This is a genomic window from Streptomyces sp. NPDC002742 (assembly GCF_042888885.1).
Classification (GTDB): domain Bacteria; phylum Actinomycetota; class Actinomycetes; order Streptomycetales; family Streptomycetaceae; genus Streptomyces.
The window spans coordinates 113,126-127,344 of the sequence record NZ_JBIAQF010000019.1; the positions used below are offsets into that span (position 1 = coordinate 113,126).

8 protein-coding genes are annotated in these 14,219 nt (G+C 70.2%); all 8 read right to left on the reverse strand.

All coding sequences use genetic code 11. The annotated features are described in order from the left end of the window. Nucleotides 1–200: 200 nt before the first annotated feature. The 8 genes from tmk to bldG all read right to left on the reverse strand — a co-directional run bounded on the left by tmk (nucleotide 201) and on the right by bldG (nucleotide 14,204). On the reverse strand, nucleotides 201–3,611 hold the full coding sequence (gene tmk / locus ACFYW8_RS30275) for a dTMP kinase (RefSeq protein WP_389083723.1): 3,411 nt from the start codon (nucleotides 3,609–3,611) through the stop codon (nucleotides 201–203). A 107-nt stretch (nucleotides 3,612–3,718) separates the two neighbouring features. After that, a complete protein-coding gene (gene topA, locus ACFYW8_RS30280; RefSeq protein ID WP_389083728.1) occupies nucleotides 3,719–6,529 on the reverse strand; it encodes a type I DNA topoisomerase in 2,811 nt (936 codons plus the stop codon). Between the two features lie 248 nt (nucleotides 6,530–6,777). Next, entirely contained in the window at nucleotides 6,778–6,975 is a 198-nt protein-coding gene (locus ACFYW8_RS30285; RefSeq protein ID WP_365878336.1) for a hypothetical protein, read from the reverse strand. 1,041 nt (nucleotides 6,976–8,016) lie between these two features. Then, nucleotides 8,017–9,546: a methyltransferase gene (locus ACFYW8_RS30290; protein ID WP_389083735.1), complete on the reverse strand. Its 1,530-nt coding sequence runs from the start codon at nucleotides 9,544–9,546 to the stop codon at nucleotides 8,017–8,019. A 210-nt stretch (nucleotides 9,547–9,756) separates the two neighbouring features. Beyond that, nucleotides 9,757–10,353, reverse strand: coding sequence for a small secreted protein (locus ACFYW8_RS30295; RefSeq protein WP_389083740.1), 597 nt, complete (start codon nucleotides 10,351–10,353; stop codon nucleotides 9,757–9,759). A 230-nt stretch (nucleotides 10,354–10,583) separates the two neighbouring features. Continuing rightward, on the reverse strand, nucleotides 10,584–12,992 hold the full coding sequence (locus ACFYW8_RS30300) for a sodium-translocating pyrophosphatase (RefSeq protein ID WP_365878330.1): 2,409 nt from the start codon (nucleotides 12,990–12,992) through the stop codon (nucleotides 10,584–10,586). Between the two features lie 312 nt (nucleotides 12,993–13,304). Beyond that, nucleotides 13,305–13,733, reverse strand: a complete 429-nt coding sequence (locus ACFYW8_RS30305) for an ATP-binding protein (protein ID WP_365878328.1) — start codon at nucleotides 13,731–13,733, stop codon at nucleotides 13,305–13,307. A 117-nt stretch (nucleotides 13,734–13,850) separates the two neighbouring features. Beyond that, nucleotides 13,851–14,204, reverse strand: a complete 354-nt coding sequence (gene bldG, locus ACFYW8_RS30310) for an anti-sigma factor antagonist BldG (RefSeq protein WP_028799135.1) — start codon at nucleotides 14,202–14,204, stop codon at nucleotides 13,851–13,853. Nucleotides 14,205–14,219: the final 15 nt, after the last annotated feature.

Below are 14,219 nucleotides of genomic sequence, written 5' to 3' on the forward strand. Positions count from 1 at the left end.
CGGACGCGTGGCTCCCCGGGCGGGGCATTCACACCACCGGACCGCGACCTGCCGGCCCAGGCAGCGGGGCAAGCCGCCGAACGCAGGCCGCAACCCCCACCCCGCAGGCCGCAACCCGCCGAACGCGGGCTGCCCGCCGCCCGGACTACGGGCCGTCGGAGCACCGGCACCACCGGTGCCCCGGGCTGCCCGGCCGGAGGCTAGCGCCGCCGCCCTCCTCGCCCCTGATCCTGCCCCTCGTCCCAGTCGTCCTCGTCCTCGCGCGGGCCCAGCAGTTCGTCCGCCAGGGTCGGGAGATCGTCGAGCGGGGTCTCCTCGGCCCAGTCGGGGCGGGGCCTGCGGCGCGGGGCGCCCGTCTCGTCCACCTGCGGCAGCTCCCGCGTGCGGTCGACGGGACCCTCTGGCCCGGCTGCCGGCCGGACGGGACCCTCTGGCCCGGCTGCCGGCCGCTCGTCGCGGAAGAAGCCCCGAGGCATCCGGTCCGCCGGGTCACCGGACGGCGCGTCGGACCTGGTCCCCGCACCCCCGTCCCGTACCGGAGGAAGGACGGCCGTCTCGTCGGCCGCGCCCGGAGCCGGAGAGACGGGCGGCAGCACCGCCGTCTCGTCCGCCGCCCCGCCCGGAACCGGCGGCTTCGGCAGCGTGGCCGTGTCCTCGGCGTCGGAACGGGCCGCCGGACGCTTACCGGCGCGTCCCTCACCCGGCCTGAGGGGCGGAAGCACGGCGGTCTCGTCGGCCGCCGGATCGGAGACGACCGGCGTGGGCAGCGTCGTCTCGTTGTCCGGCTCGGAAGCCGCCGCGGCCCATGAAGGCGTGGTTGCGGAGGCAGCCGCGGAAGGTGACTGAGACGGAGATGCCGAGGCTGTCGAGGACTGTCCGGCGCCGCGTCCCGTCCCGGCGCCGGCATCGCGCCCCGTCCATGTGCCGGCCCCCGGGCCGGTCGGGGCACCGCCCCTCGGACCGGCTCCGGTACCCGTCCCGGCGCTCGGCACAGCGGCCTCGGCCGAAGCTGCCGCGGCAGCCGAAGCGGCGGCCGCCTCCGCGGCGATCCGCCGGGCCTCCTCGGCGCGCAGCAACGCTTCCTCGGCCTTCCGCTGCTTCTCCAGGCGGCGCGCCTCGGCCTCGGCGCGCAGCCGCGCCTCCTCCTCGGCCTGCCGGCGCACCCGCTCCTGCTCCGCGGCGCGGGCCTCTTCCTCGGCGAGCAGCCGGACCCGCTCCTCCTCGGCGCGGCGGCGGGCCTCCTCGGCGCGCTGCCGGGCCTCCTCCGCCTGACGCTCGGCCTCGCGGCGCTGGGCCTCTTCCAGCTCGCGCTGCTTGCGCTCGTCCTCCTCGGCGCGCAGTTTCGCGAGCTGCGCCTGGCGCTCGCGTTCCAGACGCTCCTCCTCCGCCTTGCGGGCGGCCTCTTCCTCGGCCTTGCGCCGGGCTTCCTCCTCGGCCGCCCTGCGCGCGTCCTCCTGGGCCTTCACCTCGGCCTCGGAGAGGGGCAGCATCACGTCGAGCCGGTGCCGTACGACCGTGGTGACGGCCTCGGGCTCCTGCGCGGCGTCGACGACCAGGTAGCGGCTCGGGTCGGCGGCGGCGAGCGTGAGGAAACCGGACCGCACGCGCGTGTGGAACTCGACCGGCTCCGACTCCAGCCGGTCGGGCGCCTCGGTGAACCGCTCGCGGGCGGCTTCCGGCGACACGTCGAGCAGGACCGTCAGATGCGGTACGAGCCCGTCCGTCGCCCACCGGTTGATCCGGGCGATCTCCGTCGGGGACAGGTCACGGCCGGCGCCCTGGTAGGCCACCGAGGAGTCGATGTAGCGGTCGGAGATGACGACGGCGCCGCGCTCCAGCGCGGGCCGCACCACCGTGTCGACGTGCTCCGCGCGGTCGGCGGCGTACAGCAGTGCCTCCGCACGGTGCGAGAGACCCGCGGACGACACGTCGAGGAGGATCGAGCGCAGCCGCTTGCCGACCGGCGTGGCGCCCGGCTCGCGGGTCACTACGACCTCGTGGCCCTTGGCCCGGATCCAGTCGGCGAGTGCCTGCGCCTGGGTGGACTTCCCGGCTCCGTCGCCGCCTTCCAGGGCGATGAAGAAGCCGCTCGTCGCGGCAACCTGTGCCGGGTCGTCGCCGCCGCGCAGCGCGTCCAGCACGTCCTTGCGCAGCGGCACCCCGGAACGGTCGTCGACCTTGGCGAGCACCATGGCGGCGACGGGCAGCAGGAGTGCGCCGACCAGCATCAGGGTGAAGGCGGCACCGCCGTGCGCGAACACGAACTTGCCGCTTTCCAGGCGGTGCGGGCCGATCGCGGCGGCCACCAGCGGCGCCACGATCGCGCCGACCGCCACGAAGACCCGTACGACCGCGTGAAGGTGTTCGGTCGTACGGACTCGGCGGTGGTCCTCGGTCTCCTGGTCGAGGAGCGCGTGCCCGGTGTTGGCGGCGACACCCGCGCCGGTACCGGCGAAGGCGACGATCAGCAGCACGCTGGTGACATCCGGGACGAGACCGGCGACCAGCAGCGCGACCCCGGTGAAGGCGATCGCGAGGGCGAGCAGCCTGCGCCGCGACAGCGACGGAAGCAGTGCGGGCGCCGTGCGGATGCCGACGACGACGCCGCCGGTCAGGGCCAGCACCAACAGCCCGTACAGCACCGGTCCGCCGCCCAGGTCGATGGCGTCCAGCACGGCGACGGCGACGGCGGCCGAGATCGCTCCGGCGACGGCCGCGCAGGCCGGCACCAGGAGCGGAATCGCGCCGGTGCGGCCCTTGTCGATGCCGCCGCCCGTCTTCGGGCGGCGCAGCCCTTCGAGCGGCGACCGCGCGCGCGGGGTGCGGGCGTCGGGCAGTTCGAGGAAGGTGATCACCGAGAGGGAGGCCGCGAACAGCCCGGCCGCGACGTACGAGGCGAGCGCCGCCTGGTGCTGGTCGAACCAGTCGATCCCGGCGCCCAGCAGGTTGCTCACGAGGGAGACGGCGACCAGGGCGACGGCCGCGATCGGCACCGCGGCGAACGCCGTACGCAGGGACAACCGCCGCAGCGCGTCCAGGTGGTCCGGCAGCGGGCGCACCGTGGCGCCCTCCAGCGGCGGCGCGGGCAGCAGCGCGGGCGCCGCGCTCTCCCGGCACACCGTCCAGAACCGCTCGGCGACTCCGGACACGAAGACGATGACCAGCAGGACGGCGAGCGCGTTGTCCGGGGTCCAGTCGATGAACAGCGGCGCGACGATGAGGAGCGCGGCCCGCAGGCCGTCGGCTCCGAGCATGGTCCAGCGCCGGTCGAGGAGCCCGCCGGGAGAGGTCAGCGAGGTCAGGGGCCCGAGGAGCACGGCTCCGAAGAGCAGCGTCGCGAGGACGCGTGCTCCGAAGACGGCCGCCACGGCGAGGGCGGCCCCGCGGGCGCCGCCGCCGAAGGAACCCTCGGAGATCGCCGCCTGGAGGGCGAGAACGACCAGGACGAGCAGGGCCAGTGCGTCCGCGACACCTCCCACGAGGTGTGCGCTCCACAACCGCTTCAACTGCGGTTGACGCAGCAGGGCGCGGACGGCACGCTCGCGTGAATCCGCGACCAGGGAGTCGTCGGGGGCCCAATTCTGGGCCGTTGGCTGCTCGGCTCGCGTCATCCTGCCAGCCTATCCGGACCCACTGACTCCCCGGAGGGCTGCCCGAACATACGGACGCCCCCACACCAAATGGTGTAGAGGCGTCCACTTCTGCGACAAGGTAGGACTCAGCCCTCGGAGGCCGCCGTCTTCTTCGCGGCGGTCTTCTTGGCGGGCGCCTTCTTGGCGGCCGTCTTCGAAGCCGTCGTCTTGGCGGCCGTCTTCTTGGCCGGTGCCTTCTTGGCGGGCGCCTTCTTCGCGGCGGCCTTCTTCGCCGTCTTCTTGGCCGGACCCTTGGCACGCTTCTCGGCGAGCAGTTCGTAACCGCGCTCCGGCGTGATCTCCTCGACACTGTCGTCCGAACGCAGCGTCGCGTTGGTCTCGCCATCGGTCACGTACGGCCCGAAACGGCCGTCCTTGACCACGACCGGCTTCCCGCTGACCGGGTCCTCGCCGAGCTCCTTCAGCGGCGGCTTGGCCGCCGCACGGCCCCGCTGCTTGGGCTGGGAGTAGATCTCCAGCGCCTCTTCCAGCGTGATGGTGAAGAGCTGGTCCTCCGCGGTGAGCGAGCGCGAGTCCGTGCCCTTCTTCAGGTACGGCCCGTAGCGCCCGTTCTGCGCGGTGATCTCGACGCCCTCGGCGTCCTCACCGACGACGCGCGGCAGGGACATCAGCTTGAGGGCGTCGTCCAGGGTCACCGTGTCGACCGCCATCGACTTGAACAGCGAGGCGGTACGCGGCTTGACGGCGTTCTTGCCCGTCTTCGGGGTGCCCTCGGGGAGCACCTCGGTGACGTACGGGCCGTAGCGGCCGTCCCTGGCGATGATCTGACGGCCCGTCTCGGGGTCGGCGCCGAGCTCGAAGTCACCGCTCGGCTTGGCGAGCAGCTCCTCGGCGAGGTCGACCGTCAGCTCGTCCGGAGCCAGATCCTCGGGCACATCGGCGCGCTGGTGGTTCTCGGAGTCCTTCTCGCCGCGCTCGACGTACGGGCCGTAGCGGCCGACGCGCAGCACGATGTCGTTGCCGACCGGGAAGGAGGACACCTCGCGGGCGTCGATGGCGCCCAGGTCGGTGACGAGCTCCTTGAGGCCGCCCAGGTGGTCGCCGTCGCCGTTGCCGGCCTCGGCGGCGCCGGTCGCCTCGCCCTCACCGAAGTAGAACCGCCGCAGCCACGGCACGGCCTGCGCCTCGCCGCGCGCGATGCGGTCGAGGTCGTCCTCCATCTTGGCGGTGAAGTCGTAGTCGACGAGCCGCCCGAAGTGCTTCTCCAGGAGGTTGACCACGGCGAACGACAAGAAGGAGGGCACCAGGGCCGTCCCCTTCTTGAAGACGTAACCGCGGTCGAGGATCGTGCCGATGATCGACGCGTACGTCGACGGGCGGCCGATCTCGCGCTCTTCGAGCTCCTTGACCAGGGACGCCTCGGTGTAGCGGGCCGGCGGCTTGGTGGCGTGGCCGTCGACCGTGATCTCCTCGGCGGACAGCGGGTCTCCCTCGCCGACCTGCGGAAGGCGGCGCTCGCGGTCGTCGAGCTCGGCGTTCGGGTCGTCCGCGCCCTCGACGTACGCCTTCAGGAAGCCGTGGAAAGTGATCGTCTTGCCGGACGCGCTGAACTCGGCGTCACGGCCGTCGGCGGCCTGTCCCGCGATCTTCACGGTGACGGAGTTGCCGACCGCGTCCTTCATCTGGGAGGCGACGGTCCGCTTCCAGATCAGCTCGTACAGCCTGAACTGGTCACCGGTCAGTCCTGTCTCGGCCGGGGTACGGAAACGATCGCCCGAGGGACGGATCGCCTCGTGCGCCTCCTGCGCGTTCTTGACCTTCCCGGCGTACGTACGCGGCTGCGCCGGCAGGTAGTCGGCGCCGTACAGCTGCGTGACCTGGGCACGGGCGGCCGTGATCGCGGTGTCGGACAGGGTCGTGGAGTCCGTACGCATATAGGTGATGAAGCCGTTCTCGTACAGCTTCTGGGCCACCTGCATGGTCGCCTTCGCACCGAAGCCCAGCTTGCGCGAGGCCTCCTGCTGGAGCGTCGTCGTACGGAACGGCGCGTACGGCGAGCGGCGGTAGGGCTTGGACTCGACCGAGCGGACCGCGAAGTTCGTGTCCTGAAGGGCGGCGGCGAGCGCACGGGCGTTCGTCTCGTCCAGGTGGAGCGTGTTCGCGCCCTTGATCTGGCCCAGCGAGTCGAAGTCGCGGCCCTGCGCGACGCGCTTGCCGTCGACCGAGGTGAGGCGGGCGACCAGGTTGGACGGGTCGCTGGCGTCACCGGTGCGGCCGGTGCCGAAAGTGCCGTTCAGGTCCCAGTACTCGGCGGAACGGAAGGCGATGCGCTCGCGCTCCCGCTCGACGACGAGCCGGGTCGCCACGGACTGGACGCGGCCGGCCGACAGCCGCGGCATGACCTTCTTCCACAGGACCGGCGAGACCTCGTAGCCGTACAGGCGGTCGAGGATGCGGCGGGTCTCCTGGGCGTCGACCATGCGCTTGTTCAGCTCGCGCGGGTTTTCGACGGCGCTGCGGATCGCGTCCTTGGTGATCTCGTGGAAGACCATCCGGTGGACGGGAACCTTGGGCTTGAGGACCTCCAGGAGGTGCCACGCGATGGCCTCGCCCTCGCGGTCCTCATCGGTGGCGAGGAAGAGCTCGTCGGAGTCCTTCAGCAGGTCCTTGAGCTTCTTGACCTGGGCCTTCTTGTCGGCGTTGACCACATAGATCGGCTGGAAGTCGTTGTCGACGTCCACACCGAGGCGGCGGACCTCACCGGTGTACTTCTCGGGCACCTCCGCGGCGCCGCTGGGGAGGTCACGGATGTGCCCGACGCTCGCTTCGACGACATAGCCGGGGCCGAGATAGCCCTTGATCGTCTTCGCCTTGGCGGGCGACTCGACGATGACGAGTCGGCGGCCGCCGTGTGCGGTGTCGCTGGTCGGGGACAACTTCGCTCTTCTCTCCGGTCGACGCGGAATCTCCCCGGGACTTGATTCCCGAGGGGTCGGGTCATGCTGACGCTGCGGAGTGTGACGGTACATCCCGCCCCCGTGTCAAACGGGAAAAGCCCGCAACGGCCACTCGAACGGTAACCCGACTACCGCCATTCCTGCCGCCCGGAGCGTCGACCAGCCCTTTCGGGCCTATCCGGAGGGTAACTCCTCTGTTACTCGACCCGTGGTCCTCACGCGCGGTCTCACCCGCGCGTGAAGCACCACATTCCGAGCACCAGAGCCCCGCTTCCCGCGACGCCCGCGAGGGTCGCGGATGCGACACGGTTCACACCGTGGGCAACCGGCTCACCCTGCCGCACCCGCACCACTGTCCAGGCCAGGATTCCGCCTCCGAACAGGGCGAACACCACCCCCGCGAAGATCGCCGGTCCGCTCTCCATGGCTCTGTCCTTCCGCCCCGATTCCCCAGGCTCGGGAGGCTGACACGCCTTGGCAGCGTGCGTACGAACCCTCGGTGAACGGCGGGCAACCGGCGTCCCATGAGGTGCTCTCACCGCCCCCGGCGCCGCCGTCCACCCAACCGTCCGCTTCTCGTCGGCGCGGCTCGCGGCGCGCCCGACTGTGGCGAATCCGTCGTTCCCGTCCCGCTCGTCGCCCAGCCGGCCGGCCGGCTGTACACCTTCGCCCGTGTTCCCGCGCGCCCTGCGCGCCCTGCGCGCCTCGAACCTGCCACCACGGAGCTTTCCCCCAGCCGATCACCTTTTCCCGCGCACTTCGCAGGCCATTTCCCGCAGCCCTAGTCCGTCTCCGCACCCCTATACGTCTTCGTCTTCCAGGATCCCGACGACGGCAGTGCGAAGGCGGTGGCTACGGCTACGGCTGGATGCTCTGGCTCTACGGCTGGATGCTCTGGCTACCGCGGGTGTTCTCGACTGCGATGCGACGGCGACAGCGATGAGCCGGGGGTTCGTGGTTCGTGCGGTTCCGGCTGACGCGCGGCGCCGCGGTCAGCGAGGTGAGCGGCATGCGCGCCAGGGATGGCCGGAAGTGTCCGCCGCCCATCAGATGTTGGCCGGTTTCCCCTCCCGGTGGAAGATGCCGATCCGGTGTCCGGCGGAACGAGGCTCGGAGGGCCGGGGACCCGGAGGGCCGGGGCCCCGGAGGCTCAGGGACCCGGACACGAACCCGATCGCGGACGCCCGCGCTCCAGACCCCGGACACGGCCAGGCGACGCCCGCCCGCACCTCGCCGGACCACCCCGGGCGCGTGATGCGCTCCGGAGGAGCCACCCGGCGGGACGGCCCGAGGGACCGCGGGCAAAAGGGCAGCCACGCCGGGTGGCGCCGCACGCCGGACGCTCCGCAGGCCGGATGCTCCGCGGACAGCCGGCACCGCCGACCTCGCCTCACCCCCAGCTCCAGCTCCAGCTCCAGCCGAGGTCCGCCCCACACCGCCCCGGCATCACCCAGCTGCTCGACCGGCTACTCAACCGGCTCCAGGAATCCCTGTTCGACCAGCAGGCGGATCTGCGCGGGCGTCCTGTCGCGCAGCAAGACCGCGTCCTCACCGACCAGTTGGGCGATGGCATCAAGAATCCGCCCCGCGCTCAACGTGCCGTCACACACGCCGGCGAAGCCCGCGCCGACCGTGTCCACCTTGGTGGCCCGGCGCATTCCGCGGTGCTGACGCAGCACCACATGCTCCGGGTCCTCGGCGCCGGGCAGTCCGACCTGCTCCTGCACGACCTCGGTCACGAGTCTGAAGTGACCGGCGAGCAGGCCCGCGTCGTCGTGCCGCCGCAGATAGTCGACCCGGTCGAAGTGCTCGCGCACGGCCTCGCCGAGCGGCTGCTCGACGGAGTGCGGCCACTCCTCGACCGTGATGGAGGGCTCGGCCGCCGTCGTCCTGCGCAGCGTGATCCATCCGAAGCCGACGGCCTTCACCTTGCGCGCCTCGAACTCGTCGAGCCACGCGTCGTACCGGGCCTGGTACTCGGCCGGGTCCGCGCGGTGGTCACCCGCGTCGCGCAGCCACAACTCCGCGTACTGCGTGACGTCCTGTACCTCGCGCTGCACGATCCACGCGTCGCAGCCGCGTGGCACCCAGGAACGCAGCCGGTCCTGCCAGTCCTCGCCTTCCACATGCTGCCAGTTGGCCAGGAACTGGGCGTACCCCCCTTCGTTCAGCCGGGCCCCCGACTCCTGAACGAGCATGCGGCACAGATCGTCCCCGCCCATTCCGCCGTCGCGGTACGTCAGCCGGGCACCCGGCGAGATCACGAAGGGCGGGTTCGAGACGATCAGGTCGTACGTCTCGTCGGCGCGGACCGGCTCGAAGAGGGATCCCTGACGCAGGTCGGCCGCCGGGGCGCCGGAAAGTGCCAGAGTGAGCGCGGTGACGTGCAGGGCGCGGGGGTTCAGGTCGGTCGCGGTCACACGCGTGGCGTGCTGCGCGACGTGCAGGGCCTGGATTCCGGAGCCCGTACCGAGGTCGAGCGCGGAGTCGACGGGTGTACGCACGGTGATACCGGCGAGCGTCGTGGAGGCGCCTCCCACACCGAGGACGACACCCTCCTCCCGGCTGCCGATGCCGCCCGCCCCGCCGACGGCGCATCCGAGGTCGGACACGATGAACCAGTCCTCACCGCCGGGACCGCCGTAGGGCCGGATGTCGACACTCGCCGCGACCTCGTCACCGCCCGTCCGGGTCAGCCAGCCGCATTCGAGAGCGTCCTCGACGGGCAGCACGTCCGCCACACGCGCGTGCGGCACGGGCTGCTGCAGCAGGAACAGCCGCACGAGCGTCTCCAGCGGTGTGTCCCCACGGGTCGCCCTCAGGGCGGGCACGGTCTCACTGCGCGCCAGCGCCGCGTATGCGGGGGCGCCGAGCAGGTCGAGGAGTCCGTCCGCGGTGAAGGAGGCGTCGAGGAGGGCGCTCCGCAGCCGGGCGGCGATGTCGGTGCGATCGGACGAGGGCAGCGGTGACAGGCTGGTGTGGCTCACGCCTCCCATTGTGTCCGCTATCGCCCACCGGCACCCACACCTGTGGACAACGCGCCAGCTGTGGAGAGCACATCACCTGCGACTGTCGTCTGTGGACAGGGCATGCCGAGAGCCCGGCACGCCCGCGCCGGGCTCTCGTTCGATCGAACTTTCGTTCACCACTCCGAGACCCGTCACGGAGACTCGGCTCTGGGCCGCCACCGACGGTTCCCCGGGAACTCAGCCCGTGGTCGCCGCCGCGGACCCGGACGCCGACTTGCAGGTCTCCTGTTGCGCCATCGCCTTGCCCACGTCGCCCTTCTCCAACTGGTTCAGGGCGTCGTTCCCGCTCTGGCTCAGCTTGGCGAGCTGCGTCGCGATGTCCTTCAGGCCGTCGGCGAACTTGGCCTGGTCCTTGGTGTCGAGCTTGTCGACCTGCTTCTTCAGGCCGGCGTACGAAGCGGAGATGCCGTTGAGCTCATTGACCGCGTTGGTCTGCTTCGTCTGGCCACCGTCGACGTTCGGCGGCCCCGCGTTGTCGACGGCGGTACCGATCGCCTTGTAGGCGTCGGACATGTCCTGGAAGGCCTGTGCGTCCGTGTTCTGAACGGCTTCCGGCGTGCTGTTGTCAGAGGTCTGCTTCTGGATCGCGGCGTTGGCGTCCTCGATCTTCTGCGCCTGCGGCTTCACCGCGTCACAGACCGCCTTGGCCCATGAGTTCAGCTTGTCGTTGCTGCTGTTGGCGCTGCCGCCGCATCCCGACAACGCGAGCACCAGTACCGCACCGCCGGACAGTGCGACCGCGAGCTTCTTGTTCACCGGTTTGGTCCCTTCCATGGCTCTCGGCCCCGGAACATACACGCCATGTGGGCGACACTCACATGGCGAATGTCCGCTAAAACACTTGTTGAAGCCATTTGCACCAAGCGAGAGAAGGCTCACGACCGCGGAGTGAACACACACAGGGCGGGCGCACAGCACGTCAAAACGCGCCGTCCACCCGCCCGTTGGCCTGCCTCCCCGACCTGGCACGGAAGTCGTGCCACATCAGGCGCAGAACCTGTGAGCTAGGAAACCACCGCCGGATCGGCCGACTTGGCGACCCCTTCCTCGTTTTCCTCCTCATCGCCCATGACGATCCCGCGCCGCTTCGAGATGTACACGGCACTCACGATCACGAGGAGCGCGAGAATGGCGATGAACACCCGTACGCCGACACTCTTGTCGTCGCCGTACGAGAATTTGACGATCGCCGGAGCGATCAGCAGCGACACCAGGTTCATGACCTTCAACAGCGGGTTGATCGCCGGTCCGGCCGTGTCCTTGAAGGGGTCACCCACCGTGTCGCCGATCACCGTCGCGGCGTGGGCCTCGCTGCCCTTGCCGCCGTGGTGGCCGTCCTCGACCAGCTTCTTGGCGTTGTCCCACGCTCCACCGGAGTTGGCGAGGAAGACCGCCATCAGCGTTCCGGTGCCGATCGCGCCGGCGAGGAACGAGCCGAGCGCGCCGACGCCGAGCGTGAACCCGATCGCGATCGGCGTGAGCACCGCGAGCAGGCCTGGTGTGGCCAGTTCGCGCAGCGCGTCCTTGGTGCAGATGTCGACGACGCGCCCGTACTCGGGCTTCTCGGAGTAGTCCATGATCCCGGGGTGTTCGCGGAACTGCCGCCGCACCTCGTAGACCACCGCCCCGGCGGACCGCGACACCGCGTTGATCGCCAGCCCCGAGAAGAGGAAGACGACCGCTGCGCCCGCGATGAGACCCACCAGGTTGTTGGGCTGCGAGATGTCCATCATCAGGTTCAGCGGTGCGCCGGGACCCGAGACCTTCTCGCCCACGTCGCTCGCGGCCGTGGTGATCGCGTCACGGTACGAGCCGAAGAGGGCCGAGGCCGCGAGGACTGCGGTGGCGATGGCGATGCCCTTGGTGATGGCCTTGGTGGTGTTGCCGACGGCGTCCAGGTCGGTGAGCACCTGCGCGCCCGCGCCCTCGACGTCGCCGGACATCTCGGCGATGCCCTGCGCGTTGTCGGAGACGGGGCCGAAGGTGTCCATCGCGACGATGACACCGACCGTGGTGAGCAGGCCCGTTCCGGCGAGCGCCACCGCGAACAGCGCCAGCAGGATCGACGTACCGCCCAGCAGGAACGCCCCGTACACGCCGAGGCCGATCAACAGGGCGGTGTAGACGGCCGATTCGAGACCGATGGAGATACCGGCGAGGATGACGGTGGCCGCGCCGGTCAGCGAACTCTTGCCGATGTCCCGGACGGGACGGCGGCTGGTCTCGGTGAAGTAGCCGGTCAACTGCTGGATGAGCGCGGCCAGCACGATGCCGATCGCGACGGCGACGACCGCGAGGACCCTCGGATCACCGCCCTTGGCCTTGATCGCCGCGTCCGTGACACCGTCCAGCTCCCCGTAGGTTCCCGGAAGGTAGATGTAGACGGCCAGGGCGACCAGCACGAGCGAGATCACCGCGGAGATGAAGAACCCGCGGTTGATCGCGGACATGCCGCTGCGGTCGGTGCGCCGGGGCGCCACCGCGAAGATGCCGATCATCGCGGTGAGGACGCCGATCGCGGGCACGATCAGCGGGAACGCCAGCCCGGAGTCGCCGAACGCCACCTTGCCGAGGATCAGCGCGGCGACGAGCGTGACGGCGTACGACTCGAAGAGGTCCGCGGCCATGCCGGCACAGTCGCCGACGTTGTCGCCGACGTTGTCGGCGATGGTCGCGGCATTGCGCGGATCGTCCTCCGGAATGCCCTGCTCGACCTTGCCGACCAGGTCGGCGCCGACGTCGGCGGCCTTGGTGAAGATGCCGCCGCCGACACGCATGAACATGGCGATCAGTGCCGCGCCGAGACCGAAGCCCTCCAGGACCTTCGGCGCGTTGGCCGCGTACACGAGCACCACACACGAGGCGCCCAGCAGACCGAGCCCCACCGTGAACATGCCGACGACGCCACCGGTGCGGAAAGCGATCTTCATGGCCTTGTGCGAGACGGCGGTGAGATCCTTTTCGGGCTCACCCTCCGCCGGGGTCGCTTCCCGTGCCGCGGCGGCCACGCGGACATTGCTCCGTACGGCGAGCCACATACCGATATAACCGGTGGTCGCCGAGAACGCCGCGCCGATCAAGAAGAAGATCGACCGTCCGGCGCGCTGATTCCAGTCGTCCGCCGGTAGCAGCATGAGCAGGAAGAACACCACGGCGGCGAATACGCCGAGCGTGCGCATCTGACGTCCCAGGTAGGCATTCGCGCCCTCCTGGATCGCCGTCGCGATCTTCTTCATGCTGTCGGTGCCCTCGTCGGCCGCGAGAACCTGGCGCACCAGGATCCCGGCGACGACGAGCGCCGCCACGGCGACGACCGCGATGACCATCACGATGAGACGGTTGCCGTCCGTCAGAACCGCAGCTGCGAAGGTTGTGGGGTGGTCAAACTGATGAGGGGTAGAAAGCCCCGCCATTCGTCCTCCTTGACGCTTGGGCTGAGCTCAAGATGTGGACGGATTCTAGGTACCGGAACCTGATCAAAACAGTGCGCGGTAAGCGGAATTAGCCGTGACTTGCTCTTCAGCAAATGATCGACAGGCGTCCACGGACCCAAATGCAGTAATGCCCCAGAAGCGTTGACGCTTGATCCAATTATCGCGCGAATGATCGTGAATCAATTCACGAAACGCCGTGCACGATCACCATATGGACGAACGCGAGTTCCCGGACATGCCGAAGGGCCCCACCGAGTAGGGCCCTTCGGGGCAAAAAATGAGGGGCGGTTGTCAGGAAAGAGCCACGGCCGGCGGCGTAGTGGGCCAGCTCATCCTGATCAGTCCGCCGTGCTCTCCGGCGGTGACTTCCACGTCGTCGACGAGGCCGCTGATGACCGCGAGGCCCATCTCGTCCTCCTCGGTCTCCGCGTCCGAGGCGGCGCCGGACGCCGCCCCTCCGGGCACCGAACCCGGCGCCTCGTCACCGACCTCGATGGAGAACTGCTTCTCCTCCTCGATCAGCGTCACCTGCACCGGCGCCAAGATGCCGTTGCTCTGGTGCAGTCCGACGGCACGAGTACAGGCCTCGCCGACGGCGAGCCTGACCTCGTCGAGGACGGCCTCGTCCACTCCGGCCCTGCGCGCCACCGCTGCCGCCACCAGTCGGGCGGTTCTGACGTGCTCGGGCAGCGCGCTGAAGCGGAGTTCAACGGTGGCCATGCATCCCCCTCTGAACTACGGGCGTGCTGTACTACGGGCGTGCTCTCAGGGGACCGGGCCGTGGGCCCGGACCCCCACTCCTGCGAAGCCCGGGCCCACGACCCGGGAGACCGCTGGTCAGTCGGTCGCGTTGACCGCCTCCTCCACCGAGGTGTGGATCGGGAACACCTTGGTGAGACCAGTAATACGGAAGATCTTCAGAATGCGCTCCTGGTTGCAGACCAGACGCAGCGAGCCCTCATGGGCCCGGACGCGCTTCAGGCCGCCCACCAGCACGCCGAGACCGGTGGAGTCGAGGAAGTCCACGCCCTCCATGTCGACGACGAGGTGGAAGCTGCCGTCGTTCACCAGCTCGACCAGCTGCTCGCGCAGCTTGGGCGCGGTATATACATCGATTTCGCCGCCGACCTCGACGACCGTACGGTCGCCATTAGGGCCGGACACATTGCGAGTCGACAGGGACAGGTCCACGGATCCTCCAGCACC

Bases quoted from the DNA above. Each gene is read 5' to 3' on its own strand.
- tmk (WP_389083723.1), bottom strand. From the start codon at position 3,611: ATGACGCGAGCCGAGCAGCCAACGGCCCAGAATTGGGCCCCCGACGAC.
- ACFYW8_RS30285 (WP_365878336.1), bottom strand. From the start codon at position 6,975: ATGGAGAGCGGACCGGCGATCTTCGCGGGGGTGGTGTTCGCCCTGTTC.
- ACFYW8_RS30290 (WP_389083735.1), bottom strand. From the start codon at position 9,546: ATGGGAGGCGTGAGCCACACCAGCCTGTCACCGCTGCCCTCGTCCGAT.
- ACFYW8_RS30295 (WP_389083740.1), bottom strand. From the start codon at position 10,353: ATGGAAGGGACCAAACCGGTGAACAAGAAGCTCGCGGTCGCACTGTCC.
- ACFYW8_RS30300 (WP_365878330.1), bottom strand. From the start codon at position 12,992: ATGGCGGGGCTTTCTACCCCTCATCAGTTTGACCACCCCACAACCTTC.
- ACFYW8_RS30305 (WP_365878328.1), bottom strand. From the start codon at position 13,733: ATGGCCACCGTTGAACTCCGCTTCAGCGCGCTGCCCGAGCACGTCAGA.